The following is an 18,531-nucleotide window of genomic DNA, read 5'->3' on the forward strand; positions in this document are numbered from 1 at the left end:
TGTAAAAATCAATCCGAGAAGTGGATAAAACAGTATCCAGATTACAAATGCGATTACCATTTCATCATAGGACACACTGGCAAAGTATTCAACGGTCAACCAGTGGAGCAACCTTCTTGGCACTGCACGAACTACCAGGCAAACCTTGTAAGTGTGGGAGTTTGTTTCTTGGGAAACTTTGAGAATATTGAAATGCCCACCGGACAGTTTAATGCTGGAGTAAAACTCATAAAAGATTTGATGAAGAAATACAATGTAATGCTTCAAAATGTATTGAGGCATAGGGACATTGTTTCTGATATCACAGGAACGGCAGGCTCAACAGAATGCCCTGGCAAAAACTTCCCTTATGTGCATCTGCTTGACGCACTGCGAGGTGGCAAGCCGTTTTTTGACATTGGAGAAGACTATCCTTACATTAACGAAGTGAAGACGCTTAAACAACTCGGGATAATCAAAGGCGACGGCAAAGGATATCTGAAACCTCACGACTTCATAACACGAGAAGAGGCAATGCTGATTGCGTATAGGATTTTGAAAACATTGCAAAACTAAATATAGTACCAATATTGTATAGCAGAACTCTCCTATCTTACGGCAGGAGAGTTTTTTATTCACGAAGATTTCTTAAATTTAGTCTTCATAAAACTTTTTAATTTCGAAAAAATTGATAAGACTTTTATATAATTTTATTAGGAGGAGAGATTTTATGGAAATGATTTTAAGAGAGGAATACCTTAAAGTACTCGCTGCAATTTATTACCACTTTGTAAAAGAGCATAGCAAAGTGGATATAAGTACTCTTTCTAATGAATTAAATATTAACGAGGAGATTTTAGCAAATGATATAAGGTACTTAAATGATAAAGGATATATTATTGGAGTGAGCTTTGTTTCTGGATTAAATGGTACAATAATATATGTTCATGAGATTAACCCTACACCTAAAGGCAGGGATATCATAGAAGATCCTTTTAAATTTGTAATTGGCGATAAATTAAGCAATTTCTTCATTAACACAGGCAGTATTACAGGGTCTAATATCAGCCAGTCTAATGTTTCAAATATATCTATAGAAAATATTAATATGATTGAAAAACAAGCTGATTCTCTGATTGAATTAGTCAGCGAAGAAAAATTGAAGAAAGAAATTGAAAACTCAAAGGAGTCAACTATGAATAATTGGGAGAATAAAAAGTACCATGAATAAGCATGGAATATATAGTTCTAAGCAATTTATTAGCTGTAGCTATAATAGCAACCATATAGCTCTTGCCTCTTTCTCTAAGCTTATGAAAGTAGTCCCTGAATCTTCCATCAAACCTAATTACATTCATGGCCATAAGATATATTATTCTCCGAAGATGCCTATTCCCTCTTTTAGAGATATTAAACTCAGCTTTATATCTTCCAGATTGTTTTATGACTGGATCAATTCCTACAAATGCTATAAGACTTTTTTCACTTCTAAATGCATCTATACTAGGAAGCTCGCATACAAAACTTGTAGCCAAACAATTCCCAATCCCTGGGATAGAAGATATAATCTTGATTTCTTCTATCTCAACTTCTTTAATGCCGCAAGAAAGAAGATGGTCAAATTTATCAATCTCTTCTTCTATCATAAGAAGCCTCTTTACGTTGCTTATAAGGATCTCTTCAAAAGCTTTAGAATGTATTCCGATAGAGTTATCGGCAAGCTCAATAATATCGAAAGCTGTGAAAGAAGGCTTCTTCCCCCTGCCGTTAAAGGCTTGAGAGAACTCGTATTCAATCGCCTTCTTTTTAGCTTTATTGATCCTTTCGTAAGAAGGAAACTTCAACAAGAATTGAAGCATCCCCTTAGTAAAAATATTAATGTTTCTCTCAAGTTCAGGGAAAAGTACATAGATACACCTAAGGATGCTGTCTTTAAGGTAAGAGACTTCTCTTACAAGCTTTTCTCTCTCCCTCACAAGTATTTTAAGTTCAGAGAGTTTCGCTTGATTTTGAGGTTCTGGTTTAGAATAAGAGAGATACTGAGCTATAGTAGAGGCATCCTTCTTGTCAGATTTGTACGGCCTAATGTCGAGTTTAGAGAACTTATTAATTACAGAAGGGTTAATAACTACTGTGTTGATGTTATGTTCAATGAGGAAAGCCATGAGGTTAAGGTAGTAGATAGAAGTAGATTCCATACCTACAATAGAGGGGGCTTGGGAAGTAGATCTATTTATAGCATCAAGGAAGCTCTGGAAGCCATCAAGGGATTGGGTAAAAGAGCTTTGAAAGACATCATTTCCTTTAGAATCTTTGATACACACAGCAAAAGAATCTTTAGATACATCTACGCCAACATAAAACTCGTAATTCATCCTAAAAACACCTCCAATGTTTTAGTTTCTGAAGCAGGCTCTGCTCCCCAACCCTTCCTCCATATTTACACGGGCTCAAAGTCCCAACCAACTTATTCGGGTTCAGGAAGCAGGAAACAAACTCCTTTACGGACTTCTATGGCCCAGGTGCTAAGTACGTTTTCCTGCTTCTTTAATTTCTATATTCAATTTTATCAAAATTATTGGTAGGAGGTAAAAATGGCAGGAAATATTTACGAGAAAGAAGAGCATATTGGGGAAAAGGGAATGGACCTTCACAGAGCGCTCTCATCCCTCATAGAGGAATTGGAGGCTGTTGACTACTACAGTCAGAGAGCCAATGCAACAAACGACGAGAACCTCAAATCTATCCTAATTCACAACAGGGACGAGGAAAAAGAGCATGCTGCAATGCTTATTGAGTATATCAGAAGAGTGGACGATAAATTTGACAAAGAATTAAAAGAAATCCTCTTCAAAGAAGGGGATGTAACGAGGTTCGGTTAAAAAAGAGACATAGTTAACTTTATCTGGAGCTGCCATTTTAAACGTAAAACAAAATGGCAAAATAGTGAAAGATACTTCCAAACAGTACAAAAAAATGCCATATGAAATGATTGTACTGTAGTTTTTGCCATGCATAAAAAATAACACCGAGCGTATAGGTCAGCCCTCCAAGAAAAAGTAGAACGATGCCCCCTCTTGGCAAAGCAGCCATTAAGGGCTTTATTGCAAAAACAATCAGCCATCCCATTGCAATGTAAATTGCAGTGAAGAGAACAGGGTATTTATTTATAAAAATAGCCTTTAAAACAATCCCTGCTAGAGCAATTGCCCATACAATAAAAAACATCGAGAAACCTAATTTATCTTTCAATACAACAAGTAAAAATGGAGTATATGTGCCTGCAATTAGAAGAAAAATCGCTAATGATCAAAAATCCTCAGCACTTTTTGAAGCCTTGCAGATTTTAAAATTATTGGAAGGCCATGATAAAGGGATGAAGCAACGTAAAGAAGGACCAGCGTTATGCCAAAAATCATAAAACTTAAAATCCTCAGGGCCCCTCCTATCCTGACTGCTTTGATAATTAACATTACAAGCCCTGCAACTGCAAGTCCTGTGCCTACCGTGTGTGTAATAAAATTGCCAATTTCTTCTTTCTTCGTTGGAATTTTAGGTATTATTTTCATTGACATCCTCTCCTTAAAATTTTAACAACAAATTATAAGACTATTTAATAAATTTTAACAAATAAAGAATTCTTTTAAAAAACTCAAAAAAACTATTGACATGCATTCAAGTTTTCCTACAATTAATTGTGAGAATATCATGAGAATCGGCTTAACCTTTAACCTAAGAAAAAGTTTTAGCGAAAGAAATTCTGTCTTCGATAGCCCGGAAACTATTGAGAACATTAAAAGAGCACTTGAAAGCAAAGGGCACAGGGTTAAACTTTATGAAGCAGGCTCTGAAACATTGTTCTATCTTCTTTCTTTGGACAGACCTCAACTCGTATTTAATGTAGCAGAAGGGAAAAACGGAATATACGGAGAGGCATATGTTCCTTCAATTCTTGATGAATTAAAAATCCCTTATACTGGATCTTCTGCGCTTGCTGTGTCATTATCGGTAAATAAAGTCGCAACCAAGATGATTATGCAAGGTGCCGGGGTTAGTGTTCCGAAATTATACCAGTTTATAACAACGCCAAATGAAGAAATAGCAAACATTGACTCTTTCCCTGTAATTGTAAAGCCTGTTTTCGAAGGCTCAAGCATAGGAATTTCCTCAAGGTCTATTTGCTACTCAATAGAAGAAGTGAAGATATCCTCCTCAAGAATATTCCAGAGGTTACGAAGGCCAGTTATGATAGAGGAATTTATTGACGGAACAGAAATTACTGCTGGAATAATCGGAAACTTTCCACCAAAAATGCTTCCGCCAATGGAAATTGATTTTTCCTCATTAAATAAGAGAGAGTCAAAGGCATCAAATGGGATACAAACTTATAAATTCAAAGTTGATTATGCAGAAAAAGCTCAATATTTTTTACCTGCAAGAATTTCAAAGGAGACCATCAAAAAGATTGAGGAAAATGTTATAAAAGCATTTACTGTGCTTAATCTGAGGGACATTGCTCGTTTCGATATAAGGATCGGCAGAAACGGTATCCCATATATACTCGAAGTAAATGCCGTGGTAGGACTTGAAAGAGATTATTCCGATTTTCCAAGAATGTACAAGCTTACTGGAAAAACTTATGAAGAGTTAATAAACGATATATTAGAAGCTTCGTTTGAACGAATAACAAGAAATGAGAGAGTAATATTTTGAGGTGTTACAATGATATGGATGAAATAATTGTAGTTGATTATGGCTCGCAGTATACGAGGCCCATTGCAAGAAGGATAAAAATTGCCCTTATGATATCTTATAAAAAGGCTCTGAGCAATAGGACCTAATGTGTAAGGATTGCATCGTTTAAGCAATTGGGGAGGGTTAATGAACGGAGAAAAGATAACACTCAGGCAGCTTGAGACTCACTTATTTAAGGCAGCGGACATACTTCGAGGTAATATGGATGCTTCCGAGTATAAAGAATATATCTTCGGTATGCTATTCTTGAAACACACAAGCGATGTTTTTGATAAAAAGCGCGAAGAACTCCTTACAAGCTTAAAAGGAACAGGACATGCTGACAGTGAGATTGATCAACTACTTGAAGACCCAAACTTATATGGCGATACATTTTTCGTTCCCAAGGAAGCCCGCTATGAGAATTTACTTAAGTTAAAAGAAAATGTTGGAGAATCTTTAAATAAGGCACTTGCTGCACTTGAAAATGTGAACTCAGAAATGCTTGAAGGAGTCTTAAAGCACATTGACTTTAATGCCACAAAAGGGCGGACAAAATTAAAAGATGAGCAACTTATCAACCTTATTAACCACTTTAACCAATACAAACTCACTACTGACAACTTTGAGTTCCCCGACCTTTTAGGTGCAGCTTATGAATATCTCCTTAAGCAATTTGCAGATTCAGCGGGAAAGAAAGGTGGCGAATTTTATACTCCACCCCATGTAAAAAAACTTATGGTGCAGGTTTTGAAGCCGCAAGAAGGAATGACCATTTATGACCCAACTGTTGGTTCAGGAGGATTCCTAATTGAAGCAAAAAATTATATTGAAAGCCAGGGGCAAGATTCGCATAATCTTGGATTATACGGGCAGGAGTTAAACAGTCTTACATGGTCAATCTGCAAAATCAATATGATCCTTCACGGTATTCGAGATGCACATATTGAAAATGAGGACACTCTTACCACTCCAAAGTTTGTTGAAGCAAACTATATCAAACAATTCGATAGAGTACTTGCAAATCCTCCATTTTCACAGAATTACTCAAGGCAAAATATGAAATTTGAAGAAAGGTTCCGCTATGGCTTCACTCCAGAGAATGGCAAAAAAGCCGATTTGATGTTCCTCCAGCACATGATTGCAAGCACAAAAGATAAGGGTATGCTTGCTTCAGTTATGCCCCACGGCGTCCTTTTCAGGGGAGGGATAGAAAAGACCATCCGCGAAGGAATGGTAAAAGACGACATCATTGAGGCAATCATTGGACTTCCTGCAAAGCTTTTTTACAATGTAGGCATTCCTGCATGCATTATTGTGATAAATAAAAATAAACCTCTTGAAATGAGAAATAAAATTCTTTTCATAAATGCAGATAGAGAATACGGCGAAGGCAGAAATCAGAATTACCTTCGTCCTGAGGATATAGAAAAGATTGTGCATGTGTTTGACAATAGACTTGAAGTGCCAAAGTACTCCCGCCTTGTAGATATAAAAGAAATTGAAGAAAATGATTTTAATTTAAACATAAGGCGTTACGTCGATAATTCTCCAGAGGTAGAAGCAGAAAACGTTTCTGCACATATCTTTGGCGGAATACCTGAAAGTGAAGTCCTTGCAAGTGAGAATACTTTTAAAAAACTTGGAGTGGATTACACGCTCCTTCTTAAGAAGGTCGATGATCATAATTTTGGGTTCGTCGAAATTACTGCTGAAAAAGCAAAGATAAAAGAAATAATCGAAGAGAAAACTCGTCTGCAGGATGTTTTCATGGAGCATGAACTGGAGCTTGAGGAATGGTTTGCTGAAATTAAAGGCGAGATAGAGAAGTTTAAAGGTCGTAACAACCTTTGGCAATTTAGAGAAAATGCGCTTTCAAAATTGAAGTTGAAAATTCTTCCTCTCGGTGTTCTTGATGAGTTTAAAGTGGCAGGTGTGTTTGTTAATTGGTGGGAAGAGCTTTTCTACGAGTTCAAGGCAATTGTTGCAGACGGATTTAGCAAAAACCTTATTGAAGAAGAGCAGATTAAAAATAAGTTTTTCGCTGGGGAACTTGGTGAGCTGGAAGGTCTTGAGGCGCAAATTTCGCTTCTTGAAGGTGAATTGAACGAGCTTTTTGAGGAAATAGAAGATTGGGATGAAGAAGAGCAAGGCGAAAAAACTGCTAAAAAAGTTAAGGATTATCTAAAAGAAACTATAAACGATCTTCTGAAATCAAAAAGTATTCCAGTTGATAAGGAATTGAACATATGGAAAGATTTGCTCAACCGTATTGAAGCAAAAGAAAGAGAAATAAAAGAAGCGCGCAAGAAATATACTGATAAAGAAAAGGAGATTGCAAAGAGTGTTGCTTTGAAAAAAGAAAACCTCTCTCAGGACGAGGCAAAAGAACTTATCCTTGAAAGGTTTTACGAAGTTGCCAAGAATAACCTTGATAAATATATTAACGCAGAGAAAAAAGAGCTCATTAAAATCTTTGAAAATTTCTGGGACAAGTACAAGAAGTCTCTCGAAGAGCTTGTTAAAGAAAGAGATGAGGATGTAAAGAAGCTCAACGAGTTTCTTGAGCATCTGGGGTATAAAAAATTATGTTAGAATTAAATACGTTAGAATCTATGTATAAAATGTTGCGTACAACGAAAACAAAATCACCGTACGCAAGAAAGTTTGTGTACGGTAGAGCGTACACAAAAAGTTTTGTGTGCCGTGAAAAGTGTTTTATTGCACGCAACGCAATTTGTGTGCAGCAAAAAGCACACAAACATGGAGCCCTTGAATGAGCAAAGATATTAGAAAACTTATCAGCGAAAGCGAGAGCCAGTTTATGGAGTTGAAAGAGAAGTTCAATGAAGGAGTTTTGAAAACCATCTCTGCTTTTGCAAATACAAGTGGGGAGACACTTTTAATTGGAGTTAGTGATAAGAAAGAAGTTGTCGGGCTTGATTTAAAGGATAGCGAATTCAAGGATATAGTTGATAAAATTGTTGATTCTCTTGGTTTTCAACCAGAGATAAAAGTTATTAAGTTCGACAGTAAAAAGCTAATAAAAATTGACGTTCCCAAGTCTGCAATTCCAATAAAGTACAGAGGTATTTATTATAAGAGAGTTGGCAATACAACAAGAGAAATGAGTACTGATGAATTGTCGAGGTTTTTTAAGCGCGATTTGCGTTGGGAAAGACTCACAAATGAGAAATTTAATGAAGATTATCTCGACAAGGATGCAATTGAAAACTTCATTTCCCTTGGAACAGCAAGGGGTAGGTTGAATCTGCCAAGAAACGATATTTCAATAATTGATTTATTAACAATGCTCGGGCTTATAGAAAACGGACGTTTCACCAATGCTTGTATCCTTCTATTTGGAAAAAATCCACAACAATTTTTCTTAGGTGCAAGAATGAGGGTAATGAGATTAAAAGATGAAATAACGATCATTGGCGATAGGTGGATAGGGGGCAATCTGTTTAAGCAGTACTACGAGACAGAAGAAGCAATCAAAAGCCTCATAAACGTACGATACGAGATAAAGGGTTTTAATCGTGAGGATATCTGGGATTATCCACTTCCTGCTATAAGGGAGGCGATTGCAAATGCTCTTGTTCACCGCGACTACCTGGAGGGTAGAGAAACTCAAATAAAAGTGTATGATGACAAAATTTGGTTTAACAATCTTGGTGGATTACCTGAAGGGATAACATTAGAAGAACTGCTTTCAGCTCATGCTTCAAGGCCAAGAAATCCCCTTATTGCAAATATCTTTTACACAGCAGGAATTATTGAGTCTTTAGGCTCTGGAATAGAGAGGATGAGAAACGCTTTGAAAGGACAAAATCTTCCTGAACCAGAAATTAAAGCAAACCATGTTGAATTTAACCTGTGGTTTATGAAGGATAGGTATACAGAAGAATATTTGAAAACTTTGGGCTTAAATGAAAGACAAATAAAGGCAGTAATGTACGTAAAAAAGAACGGAAGGATTACGAACAGAGAATATAGAGAGCTTGTAAACATTTCAGATGAAGGAGCAAGACTTGATTTAAAAGGCTTGGTTGAAAAAAGTATTTTAGTTGCAAAAGGGAAAGGTAGAAGTTTACATTATGCTATTAACAAGTTTGGCGATTAGTTGGCGATTACTTGGCAATTTTGGCGATTATCTGGCGAAAGAGCCCACTTATTGCAAATGGAAGCGTATCTCTTCCCGTTATACATTTATTCTCGTCATGCTGAGCGAAGCGAAGCATCTCCTTTTTGAAGGTGTGAGAAGTGAGGGTGAAGATGAGAAGTGAGAGTGAAAAAACGTGAGCGAGAAAAACAGAATTGAAACCGACGAAAACCTCCCCGAAGGCTGGAGAAGGGTAAGGCTGGGGGAAGTGATAAAAGAATCAAAAGAAAGAAATATCAATAATAATGTTAAAGTTGTTTTGACAATTTCAAATCTATTTGGATTTGTGGATCAAACAGAGTTTTTTGGCAGAAATCTTAGTAGTGTTGACACAAGAAATTATAAAGTTGTGAAGAAGTTCTGTTATGCTTATAATCCTGCAAGAATAAACGTTGGTTCAATCGCCCTAAATGAGCAGCATGAAGAGGCAATAGTAAGCCCAATGTATGTTGTATTTAAAACTGAAGCTTCGTTAATTCCAAAGTTCTTTAGGTATCATACTCAGATGAAGATATTTAATAATCGGGTAATAAATAATACAGCAGGCTCGGTCAGAGAAAGTCTTAATTTTTCAAGACTCGTAACTTTTGATTTTCTTCTCCCTCCTCTTCATGAGCAACAAAAGATTGCGGGGATTTTGGAGACCGTTGATAATGCTATCGAAAAAACCGATGCGATTATTGAAAAATACAAACGGATTAAAAAGGGCTTAATGGAAGATTTGCTCACGGGAAAAATACGATTACGTCCACTAAGTCATTCCGAAGCCGAAGGCGAGGAATCCAAGACTTTCGATGCTTCTCAACCAAACCAATTTGTTATTGGCGGCAAAGCTTTTATTGGCATCCCTAATACTAAATGGAAGGACTCCCCCCTCGGTAAAATCCCCGAAGACTGGGAAGTAAAAAAGTTGGGAGAGGTTTGTGATATTTTTGATTCTCAAAGAATACCGTTAGATGAAAATTATCGAGCAAACATAAAAGGAGATATTCCATACTGCGGGGCAACAGGAATAATTGACTACATCAATGATTACATATTTAATGGGGAATTTGTATTGATTGCAGAAGATGGAGGTAAATATTCACGGTTTTCTGAGACTGCTTATATTATGAAGGGAAAGTTTTGGCCAAATAATCATGTTCATATTGCATGTGGGGAAGATGGTATTTTGAATAATGACTTTCTTAAATATTTTATTAATTATGAGGACATAGGTTCTTACATTTCTGGGAGTACTAGAGAAAAATTAAATCAACAACTTTTAAAAAATATTCTTCTCCCTCTTCCTCCTCTTCAGGAACAACATCTCATTGCTCAAGTCCTCTCTCAGGTTGACTCAGTCATAGAAAAAGAGCAGGCCTACAAAGAAAAGCTTGAGCGTATTAAAAAAGGTCTTATGGAAGATTTGTTGACAGGCAAAGTGAGGGTAAATCATTTGATAAAGGAGGGAAGTTAGATGATACCGAAATTTCATGAGAGTTTTTTGCCTATTCTTAAATTTCTTAAAGATGGGAAAACTCATAGCATGGAGGAGTTAGAAAATTATCTTGCAAAACAATTTAACCTAACCGAAGAGGAGAGAAATGCTATTTTGCCAAGCGGTACACAGAGAGTATTTAAAAACAGAGTGGGTTGGGCGAGGACATATCTATATAAGGCAAAACTTGTTGATGTTCCTGAAAGAGGAAGTATAATAATAACAGAGCGTGGTTTAGAAGTGCTTAAAGAGAACCTACCCATAATGGATGTTAAATATTTAATGAAGTTTCCCGAATTTGTGGAATTTCATAAAAGCCACAAAAACGAAAAGGTCTCTGAGATAGAATCACAAGAGACTACTCCAGAGGAAGTAATTTCCCAAAAAGTAGAAGAAATTAACAGTATTATTAAAACTGAGCTTCTTGAAAGGATTCTTAAGTCTTCTCCGAGTTTCTTCGAACGCCTTGTTTTAGACCTTGTTGTGAATATGGGATATGGTGGGTCATTTGAAGAAGCGAGTAAACTTCTGGGGAGAAGCGGAGACGAAGGTGTTGACGGTGTCATAAAGGAAGACATCTTGGGCTTGGATAACATTTATCTTCAGGCAAAAAGATGGGACAAAGGTGCAATTGGAAGAAAGGAAATTCAGGCATTTGTTGGTGCACTCCACGGAAAAGGAGCAAAGAAAGGAATATTTATTACCACTTCGACATTTACGAAGGAGGCCTTAGACTATGTTGACAGTATTAGCGATATAAAGGTGATACTAATTGATAAAGATAATTTGCTTGATTATATGATTAAGTATAATGTGGGTGTAGAAACAAAATATACAATTGAAATAAAAAAGGTAGACGACGATTACTTTGATGAGTATCAATAAAAGGAGTGACGATGACTTCAGTTCTTGACGAAGAGCATTTTGTAGAAAATGATTTCTTAAAGAAACTAAAAGGCCTTGGATGGCGAGTTTACAGGCAGGATGCATATAATCCTGAAGTTGCATACGAGTTTATTGGTTTTGACGAAGAGAGCGAGCCAATTGCAGGTACTGCTGAAACTTTCAGGGAAAACTTTTCAGATATTATCCTGGAAGGAGAGTTAAGGAATTCGCTTAAAAGAATTAACCCATTTCTTGATGATTCACAGGTAAGCGAGGTTGTTCGCAGGCTTACAGTCCCAAGTAGTAATTCCTTCATTGAAATTAACCGGGAAATCCACGAACTGCTTACTTATAACACTTCAGTTTCTGAAAATCCTATCACAAAGGAAAAAAGTCCTAGCGTAAAATACATTGACCTCAAAAATACTGAAAACAATTCTTTCATAGCAATCTCGCAGTTTAAGGTGAGTATCCAAGGCACAGAGAATCACATCATCCCTGATATTGTGCTTTTTGTAAATGGTATTCCTCTTGTAGTTGTGGAGTGCAAATCTCCAGCAATAACCGACCCCATATACGAAGCAATCACTCAACTTATGAGGTATTCCGAGAGAAGAGATGTGAAAGAAGGTAATAAAAAACTCTTTTACTATAATCTCCTTCAGATTGCAACTGCAAGATACATGGCGAAAGTCGGAACAATTACGTCAGAGTATGAGCACTTTGTGGAGTGGAAAGACCCCTATCCTTATACTCTCCAGGATTTGGAAACTGGGCATTCAATGCAGGACATTGTTATTCAGGGGGTTCTTTCAAGGGAAAATCTTCTTGACTTAATGCATACTTACACGATTTTTAGAGATACAGAGAAAGGAACTGCAAAAATTGTTGCTCGTTACCACCAGTTCAGGGCAGTAAAGAAAATTATCGAGCAAATAAAATTCGGTAAAACTCCTCTTGAAAAGGGCGGTATTATCTGGCATACTCAGGGCTCAGGTAAATCTCTTACAATGATGTTTACCGTGCGAGACCTCTACCACCATCAAGAGGAATTTGGAGATTATAAAATAGTGTTTATCACTGACCGAATAGATCTTGAAAGGCAGTTAAACGATACTTCAAAAAGTGTAGGCTTTACTGTGAAAGTTGCAAGGAGCATTAAACACTTGCAAGAACTCCTTAAAACCAACACGCCAGAACTTGTTATGTGTATGATTAGCAAGTTTCAAGAAACAGAACTTCAAGAGAAGTTCCCGCTGCTTAACACATCTCCCAAAATCCTTATCATGATTGATGAAGCACATCGCTCCGAGTACAAAGAACTTGGAGCAAATTTGCAATACTCCCTTCCAAATGCTGTGAGAATTGCCTTCACAGGAACTCCCATTGACAAGACAGAAACAACTTTTGGAGAATATATTGACAGATACACAATAAAGCAGTCTATTGAAGATGGCGTTACAGTCCCCATTCTTTATGAAGGGCGGGCACATATAGCAGAGGTTAAAGATAGAGAAGCAATGAACCGAAAATTTGAGGATGTTTTTAGATTTGTTGGTGCAGATGAAAAGAAGATGATAATGGGAAAATATACATGGCTTGCATATTTGGAAGATAGGAACGTCATAAAAGATAAGGCAAAAGACATGGTAGACCACTATGTCGAAAATATATTTGTTAATGGCTTTAAAGCGCAAGTTGTTACTGCTTCAAGGCTTGCTGCAGCAAGGTATAGGGATGCACTTACCGAAGCGCTTAAAGAAAAAATTGATGAACTTATGAAACATAACCCTCTTAATATAGATATTGAAAAACTTAGGAATGTTAAAATCACTGCAATAATTTCAGGGACACTTAACGATGAAGAAGAATTAAGGAAGTACACTAACCCTGATAAGCAGGAAATGGAAATCAAAAGTTTCAAGTTACCTTTTGGATACAACGAGAAAGGCATTTCAGGAGATATGGGCATTATTGTGGTTCAAAGCATGCTTATCACGGGTTTTGACGCACCCATAGAACAGGTGATTTACCTTGATAACGTAATACAAGAGCACAACTTACTTCAGGCAATTGCAAGGGTTAACAGGGTGTATAAAAATAAAAGTGCAGGATTTGTTATTGATTATGTGGGAGTATTTAATCATCTAAAAGAGGCTTTGGCAAACTACTATGAAAAGGATATAAACGAAATTTGGGGAGTTGTTTCAAACAAAGAAGAAGCTAAAGACAAACTTACCAAAGCATACAATGACCTTGTTAGTTTCTTTTTGAATATTGGAATCAAGGATTTTCTTAAAGAAACTAATGTATGCATTGACTTGCTTCTTTCTGACGAAGAAAGGAGAAACGAGTTTTATAATCTTACAAATAATTTCAATAGGTATATGGATATTGTTCTACCCGACCCATATGCGCTTAGATTCAAAGAAGCATTAAAAACAGCGGGCTTTATTAAAGAAACTTTAAGAAATGCTTTAAGGCAAGGCCCGAGCGTAAGAGAAGCGTCAGAAAAGGTAAAGAATATCGTAGAGGAATACCTTGTTTCTAAAGGCATTGAGCCAAAAATTCCCGAGACAAACCTGCTTGATAATGAGTTTCTTAACAAGATAAAGGCATTTTCAACTGCAAAGCAACGGGCAACTGCTCTTGAAACTGCTACAAGGAAATATATTATCGACCATCTTGCGGAAGATCCAGAACTTTACGAGAGGTTTGCAGAGAAACTGGAAGAGATATTGAAGAAGTATAAGGAAAACTGGGATGAAATTGACCGCAATCTTAAAGCGCTGCGAGAGGAAATCAAGGAAGGAAGAAGCAAAGAAAGGGATTTGGGGCTTGATAAGAATAAAGAGATGCCTTTCTTTGGCATCCTTTTAAAGGAAATATACGGAAAAAAGAAATATGAAGAACTAAGCGAAGAGGAAGCTAATTTTTTAGTAAGACTTACAAAAGAAATTCTCAGCGAAGTTAAGAAAGACATAAAGGTTGTGGATTTCTGGGACAGCGCTGGCAAGCAGAAGGCACTGCGCGCGAAAATCAACTATAAACTGCTTTTGCTAAATAAATCGGATTTTCAAGGTATAAAAGAAGCAAATGAGGATTATCTTAAGAAGACCTTGCAAGATAAAAGAGCATTTATTGCCCAGCATATACTTGAAACTGCGTATTACATCTTCGGTGCATCCCATGAACGAAATTGAAATAGAGCAAATTATTCACTCGAAGAGAAAAACCATCGCCATTGAAGTAACTGACAGGGCAACGCTTATTGTTAAAGCACCGTATTTTGTTTCTAAAGTTGCCGTTAACAAAGTAATAGAGAAACACAAAAGTTGGATTAACAAGAGGATTGCCATTGCAAAAACCATTGAAAAGCCATCTTCTAAAGGGTTTGTTTCGGGGGAAAGCTTTCTTTACCTTGGGAGGACTTACAGGCTGTTTATCGTTTATGCGCAGGAGGAGCCCTTTAAATTTGACAATGCTTTTTATCTTAGGGAGGATATGCAACCCTTTGCGAAGGACATATTCATAAACTGGTACAGGAATGAGGCGCGAAAGTTTATTTCCGAAAGGGTGAATTATTATTCAAACCTTGCAGGCATTAAATACAACAAAGTGAAAATAACCTCCGCAATGAAAAGGTGGGGCTCGTGCTCTCGGGAGAGAAATTTGAGTTTTACATACAGACTCGTTATGGCACCTATTTTTGTTATTGATTATGTTATCGTGCACGAACTGTGCCACATAATCGAGCACAACCATTCAAAGACATTCTGGGAACATGTGAAAGTCATTCTGCCAGGTTATAAAAATGCAAGGGCGTGGCTTAATGAAAAGGGACAGATGTTAGTCATATAAAAAGGAGTTGCTATGGAAAAAATTAAAAGCCGTGGTGAAGCAATTCAATTTCTTGCTACCAAAAGAATTTACCCTGCCATATCGAAGAAAGGAAAAGTTTTCTTTTTAAAAAAGAAACATATCTTATTACAGGAAAACGAGAAAGCTGATATTCTCAGTGTCCTCGAGATAAAGAATGAAGAAGATTGCAAAACAATTAGGAAAGATATAAAGAAAGAGACATCTAAAACTAATTCTTATATCCCTATAAAGCACTGGGTGGAAAGCGAGCGCCCAAGGGAACTCCTTGCGAAAGCTGGTAGCAAAAACTTACCCTTATCAAAACTTCTTGCAATAATTCTCAGAACAGGCAGTGTTTCCGAAAGTGCAGAAAGCCTTGCATTAAAAATATTAAATAAATTTAAGACTCTTCGCGCTTTGGACAACACAACTATTGAGGAACTTTGCAAGCTTGAAGGCATTGGTATGGCAAAGGCAACCCAAATTAAGGCTGCTTTCGAAATTGGCAAGCGACTCATGCAGGAACAGGCACAAACCATAAAAAAGATAAGAAGCCCCCGAGAGGCAGTGCAATACGTTAGAGAATTCTTTGCACCATACCTCAGGGATGCAAAAAACGAATTTTTCATTGTGGTACTTCTTGATGTAAAAAATAAACCCATAAAACACATTGAAATAAGTAAGGGAAGCGTAAATGCAAGCATTGTTGACCCTAAAGAAGTCGTGAAGGAGGCAACCCTTCATTCTGCTTCCTCTGTGATTCTTATCCACAACCACCCATCAGGAGAGGTGGAGCCTTCAGAAGAAGATGTAAAAATCACAAGCCAAATCGTAAAAGCCCTGGAACTTGTAAATGTTAAGGTGCTTGACCACATAATCATCGGCAAAAATCACGAGGACTATTTTAGTTTTGCTAGCGCTAAACTAATTTAGACTTTTTACAGAAAATGAATAAGCTATGATATTATGAGCCTCCCATCTTTGTATTTGCTTCCTTGTGAGCGAATTAAATATTATTCATAATCTTGTAATGCGTACAATCTATTGACTTATTTTATTTCTCCTATAGAATTTATTCGGTTAAATCCAAAAAGAATACTATAAACAAGTACCTTGAAAAAGAAGCATAAAATGGCAAGATGACCTCCAAAGAGAAGTAAATAAAACTTAAATGAGGTTCGTATGCGTAAAATCATTATCATTTCTTTAGTTGCAGTATTATGTGTTTTAATTTTTGTTAATGTTGTATACGGAGTTCTTGGTAATAAAACAATAATGGTTACATATCGCAACATATCAATTTATGTAAATGGTCAGAAAGTAACACCTGAGGTCGAACCTTTTATTTACAATAGCAGAACTGTAGTCCCCTTGAGATTTATCTCCGAAGCGCTTAATAAAGAGGTTAAATGGGATAGCACAAATAACAGAATAGATATTAACGATAAAACTCAATCAAGTGGAGAGTGGAAAAAAGTTATTGAATTTAAAGGTGGTGATTCTGTTAAAACTCAACCTTTTACAATTCACTCAAAAACTTGGAAAATAGTTTTTTCTGCTAAAGAGGGTCTCTATGGTGGGGGATTATTTGGATTTTTTGTTTATTCAACCGATGACCCAGATCTTTTTATCGAATCAGCTATGGGTTCTTTTAAAAATGGAACCTTATCCAATGAAACCTATATTAAGATAGGAGAAAAAAATTATTTTCTTGATATAACAGCTGCAAACTGTGAATATACGATAACGGTATACGAACAATAAATGAAAGCCGCCATCTACATAAGAGTTAGCACACCAAGCCAAGCTATCAAAGGACTTTGAAATTGTAGGTGTAATCATATACATGGTGAAAAAATTTAAATAGGAGGGAAAGTAAACAAGTTAGGCAATATGCCTACAGACACTATAAGGAGGAATTAAATGGAAGACAAGTTATATGAGGGATTTTATGACCCCACACAAGAATTTTCGAAAGATCCTCGTGCTTTTTGCTATGAACTTGCTGAGGAATTTATTAAAAAATCTAAACAAATCCTGAAAACTGGTATGAAGAAAAGAATACTGTTAAGGGGGTACTCTTATTACTATTCACCTGGAATTTCGCTGCAATATCAACCAAAAAGCTGGATTTTAAGAATGTGGGAGAACTCATTCGAGCGAATAAAGATAAGTTGAAATCATTAGAAAAGTATTCTATAGAAAAGGTTGATGATAATGCATGGAGTGATATTAGAGATGTGTTTGAACAGTTTAGGGGATTACTCGGTCAAACTGGGGCAAGCGAGGCTTTAAGCCTATTGCATCCAGCTTTATTTGTGATGTGGGACACTGCGATAAGAGGTCGATTAAATAAAGAACTAATTAAAGGGATTGATGAAGGACAAAACGGTGACTGCTATGTGACTTTTCTGAAAGGTATTCAAGAGATTATTAAAAAATATCATATTAAAGAGAAATTGCTTCTCGATCAAAACTCGACAATAGCAAAGAAAGTAGATGAATATAATTACGTTGAATTGGTAATGAAGAAACGATATAGTGGCTGATGAAAATACTAAAAGGAGAGGTAAGTTTTAGCGAATGAAAGCGGCAATCTACATAAGAGTTTCAACACCAGGACAGGCTATCAACGGCGAAAGCCTTGATATGCAGAAAGAAAGGCTTATTGAGTATGTTAAAAATCATAACTGGGAGTTATATAAAACTTACGAGGATGGCGGCTTTTCGGGTAAGGATACTGACAGACCCTGTTTTCAAGCAATGCTGTCAGATGTTCAACAAAACAAGTTTGATATTTTATTAGTCTATAAAATAGACAGATTATCTCGTTCTATTCTTGATTTTCATACTACAATGAAAATACTACGGGAACATAATATTTCATTTGTTTCACTTACTCAGCAGTTCGATACTTCAACCTCTATGGGTCGCCTTATGCTGAATATACTTGTTGATTTTGCAAATTTTGAAACAGAAATTAATGTGGATAGAGCAATTGATTCTTTTTTGAACAGATTTTATAAAGGTCTTCACAGTGGGCAGACTCCGTATGGATATATACGAGAAAACGGTAATAACCTCGTGATCCATAACGAGCAGTCGGAGATAGTCAAAAAAGTTTTCAATTTAGCAAATCAGGGTATTACTTCAAGAGCGATAGCAAAAGAAGTTAAACTCGGTGTGGACAGAGTAAAAACTATTTTAGACAATCCTATTTATGCAGGTTATCTGGCACCTCGCAAAGATAAGCACGGATACCACGGACAGGATATAACTAAATGGATAAAAGGAAACCATGAGTCCATAATACCTCTTGAACTATTCTTTTCGGTGCAGAAAAAATACAAAAAAGGACAGAGACCAACAAAGCATATTGCTATTTTCCAGAAGTTGATCTACTGCCCTTACTGCAAACATAACTATT

The 18,531-nt window shown here is 36.5% G+C and carries 18 protein-coding genes; 15 read left to right on the forward strand and 3 right to left on the reverse strand.

The annotated features are described in order from the left end of the window. Together ACP5SP_RS05720 and ACP5SP_RS05725 are read left to right on the forward strand one after the other, a co-directional pair. On the forward strand, nt 1-555 hold a 555-nt coding region (locus ACP5SP_RS05720), incomplete at its 5' end, for an N-acetylmuramoyl-L-alanine amidase (protein WP_428076171.1). A gap of 154 nt (nt 556-709) precedes the next feature. Then, complete coding sequence (locus ACP5SP_RS05725; RefSeq protein WP_428076173.1) at nt 710-1,210, forward strand: YjcQ family protein; 501 nt, start codon at nt 710-712, stop codon at nt 1,208-1,210. Here the strand turns inward: ACP5SP_RS05725 and ACP5SP_RS05730 are convergent. Continuing rightward, nucleotides 1,173-2,354 carry an IS110 family transposase gene (locus ACP5SP_RS05730; RefSeq protein WP_428076175.1) on the reverse strand — a complete coding sequence of 394 codons (1,182 nt, stop codon included), beginning with the start codon at nt 2,352-2,354 and terminating at the stop codon, nt 1,173-1,175. The genes ACP5SP_RS05725 and ACP5SP_RS05730 overlap by 38 nt on opposite strands. A gap of 219 nt (nt 2,355-2,573) precedes the next feature. Here ACP5SP_RS05730 and ACP5SP_RS05735 point away from each other — a divergent pair, with 219 nt between their 5' ends. Further along, entirely contained in the window at nt 2,574-2,861 is a 288-nt protein-coding gene (locus ACP5SP_RS05735; RefSeq protein WP_428076177.1) for a ferritin, read from the forward strand. Between the two features lie 37 nt (nt 2,862-2,898). Here ACP5SP_RS05735 and trhA read toward each other — a convergent pair whose 3' ends face one another. Further along, a complete protein-coding gene (trhA, locus tag ACP5SP_RS05740; RefSeq protein WP_428076179.1) occupies nt 2,899-3,231 on the reverse strand; it encodes a PAQR family membrane homeostasis protein TrhA in 333 nt (110 codons plus the stop codon). Between the two features lie 50 nt (nt 3,232-3,281). Beyond that, on the reverse strand, nt 3,282-3,548 hold the full coding sequence (locus ACP5SP_RS05745) for a hemolysin III family protein (RefSeq protein ID WP_428076181.1): 267 nt from the start codon (nt 3,546-3,548) through the stop codon (nt 3,282-3,284). Between the two features lie 139 nt (nt 3,549-3,687). On the opposite strand from ACP5SP_RS05745, the gene ACP5SP_RS05750 reads away from it, so the two are divergent. The 12 genes from ACP5SP_RS05750 to ACP5SP_RS05805 all read left to right on the forward strand — a co-directional run. Further along, nucleotides 3,688-4,692, forward strand: a complete 1,005-nt coding sequence (locus tag ACP5SP_RS05750; protein ID WP_428076183.1) for a D-alanine--D-alanine ligase family protein — start codon at nt 3,688-3,690, stop codon at nt 4,690-4,692. A gap of 168 nt (nt 4,693-4,860) precedes the next feature. Then, nucleotides 4,861-7,308 carry a type I restriction-modification system subunit M gene (locus tag ACP5SP_RS05755; protein ID WP_428076185.1) on the forward strand — a complete coding sequence of 816 codons (2,448 nt, stop codon included), beginning with the start codon at nt 4,861-4,863 and terminating at the stop codon, nt 7,306-7,308. A gap of 181 nt (nt 7,309-7,489) precedes the next feature. After that, nucleotides 7,490-8,839, forward strand: coding sequence for an ATP-binding protein (locus ACP5SP_RS05760; protein WP_428076187.1), 1,350 nt, complete (start codon nt 7,490-7,492; stop codon nt 8,837-8,839). A 175-nt stretch (nt 8,840-9,014) separates the two neighbouring features. Beyond that, complete coding sequence (locus ACP5SP_RS05765) at nt 9,015-10,337, forward strand: restriction endonuclease subunit S (RefSeq protein ID WP_428076189.1); 1,323 nt, start codon at nt 9,015-9,017, stop codon at nt 10,335-10,337. Continuing rightward, nucleotides 10,338-11,243, forward strand: coding sequence for a restriction endonuclease (locus ACP5SP_RS05770; RefSeq protein ID WP_428076191.1), 906 nt, complete (start codon nt 10,338-10,340; stop codon nt 11,241-11,243). It begins immediately after the preceding gene. Between the two features lie 11 nt (nt 11,244-11,254). Then, on the forward strand, nt 11,255-14,446 hold the full coding sequence (locus tag ACP5SP_RS05775) for a type I restriction endonuclease subunit R (protein ID WP_428076193.1): 3,192 nt from the start codon (nt 11,255-11,257) through the stop codon (nt 14,444-14,446). Beyond that, on the forward strand, nt 14,433-15,104 hold the full coding sequence (locus ACP5SP_RS05780) for a M48 family metallopeptidase (RefSeq protein ID WP_428076195.1): 672 nt from the start codon (nt 14,433-14,435) through the stop codon (nt 15,102-15,104). The genes ACP5SP_RS05775 and ACP5SP_RS05780 overlap by 14 nt, the downstream gene beginning before the upstream one ends. Before the next feature lie 12 nt (nt 15,105-15,116). Continuing rightward, entirely contained in the window at nt 15,117-16,037 is a 921-nt protein-coding gene (radC, locus tag ACP5SP_RS05785) for a RadC family protein (protein ID WP_428076197.1), read from the forward strand. A gap of 249 nt (nt 16,038-16,286) precedes the next feature. After that, nucleotides 16,287-16,868, forward strand: a complete 582-nt coding sequence (locus ACP5SP_RS05790) for a copper amine oxidase N-terminal domain-containing protein (RefSeq protein ID WP_428076199.1) — start codon at nt 16,287-16,289, stop codon at nt 16,866-16,868. Nucleotides 16,869-17,027: 159 nt separating this feature from the next. After that, nucleotides 17,028-17,282 carry a hypothetical protein gene (locus tag ACP5SP_RS05795; RefSeq protein ID WP_428076201.1) on the forward strand — a complete coding sequence of 85 codons (255 nt, stop codon included), beginning with the start codon at nt 17,028-17,030 and terminating at the stop codon, nt 17,280-17,282. Continuing rightward, on the forward strand, nt 17,279-17,653 hold the full coding sequence (locus ACP5SP_RS05800; RefSeq protein ID WP_428076203.1) for a hypothetical protein: 375 nt from the start codon (nt 17,279-17,281) through the stop codon (nt 17,651-17,653). The genes ACP5SP_RS05795 and ACP5SP_RS05800 overlap by 4 nt, the downstream gene beginning before the upstream one ends. Nucleotides 17,654-17,687: 34 nt before the next feature. Next, nucleotides 17,688-18,531 (forward strand): recombinase family protein (locus tag ACP5SP_RS05805; RefSeq protein WP_428076205.1); only part of this gene is annotated, 844 nt, incomplete at its 3' end.

This window comes from Caldisericum sp., from assembly GCF_049967455.1.
In the GTDB taxonomy this organism is placed as follows: Bacteria; Caldisericota; Caldisericia; order Caldisericales; family Caldisericaceae; genus Caldisericum; species Caldisericum exile_A.

What these genes read in the sequence shown, in the direction of transcription:
- ACP5SP_RS05725 (WP_428076173.1), top strand. Translation starts at nt 710, where the DNA reads ATGGAAATGATTTTAAGAGAGGAATACCTTAAAGTACTCGCTGCAATT.
- ACP5SP_RS05730 (WP_428076175.1), bottom strand. Translation starts at nt 2,354, where the DNA reads ATGAATTACGAGTTTTATGTTGGCGTAGATGTATCTAAAGATTCTTTT.
- ACP5SP_RS05735 (WP_428076177.1), top strand. Translation starts at nt 2,574, where the DNA reads ATGGCAGGAAATATTTACGAGAAAGAAGAGCATATTGGGGAAAAGGGA.
- ACP5SP_RS05745 (WP_428076181.1), bottom strand. Translation starts at nt 3,548, where the DNA reads ATGAAAATAATACCTAAAATTCCAACGAAGAAAGAAGAAATTGGCAAT.
- ACP5SP_RS05750 (WP_428076183.1), top strand. Translation starts at nt 3,688, where the DNA reads ATGAGAATCGGCTTAACCTTTAACCTAAGAAAAAGTTTTAGCGAAAGA.
- ACP5SP_RS05755 (WP_428076185.1), top strand. Translation starts at nt 4,861, where the DNA reads ATGAACGGAGAAAAGATAACACTCAGGCAGCTTGAGACTCACTTATTT.
- ACP5SP_RS05760 (WP_428076187.1), top strand. Translation starts at nt 7,490, where the DNA reads ATGAGCAAAGATATTAGAAAACTTATCAGCGAAAGCGAGAGCCAGTTT.
- ACP5SP_RS05770 (WP_428076191.1), top strand. Translation starts at nt 10,338, where the DNA reads ATGATACCGAAATTTCATGAGAGTTTTTTGCCTATTCTTAAATTTCTT.
- ACP5SP_RS05775 (WP_428076193.1), top strand. Translation starts at nt 11,255, where the DNA reads ATGACTTCAGTTCTTGACGAAGAGCATTTTGTAGAAAATGATTTCTTA.
- ACP5SP_RS05780 (WP_428076195.1), top strand. Translation starts at nt 14,433, where the DNA reads ATGAACGAAATTGAAATAGAGCAAATTATTCACTCGAAGAGAAAAACC.
- radC (WP_428076197.1), top strand. Translation starts at nt 15,117, where the DNA reads ATGGAAAAAATTAAAAGCCGTGGTGAAGCAATTCAATTTCTTGCTACC.
- ACP5SP_RS05790 (WP_428076199.1), top strand. Translation starts at nt 16,287, where the DNA reads ATGCGTAAAATCATTATCATTTCTTTAGTTGCAGTATTATGTGTTTTA.
- ACP5SP_RS05795 (WP_428076201.1), top strand. Translation starts at nt 17,028, where the DNA reads ATGGAAGACAAGTTATATGAGGGATTTTATGACCCCACACAAGAATTT.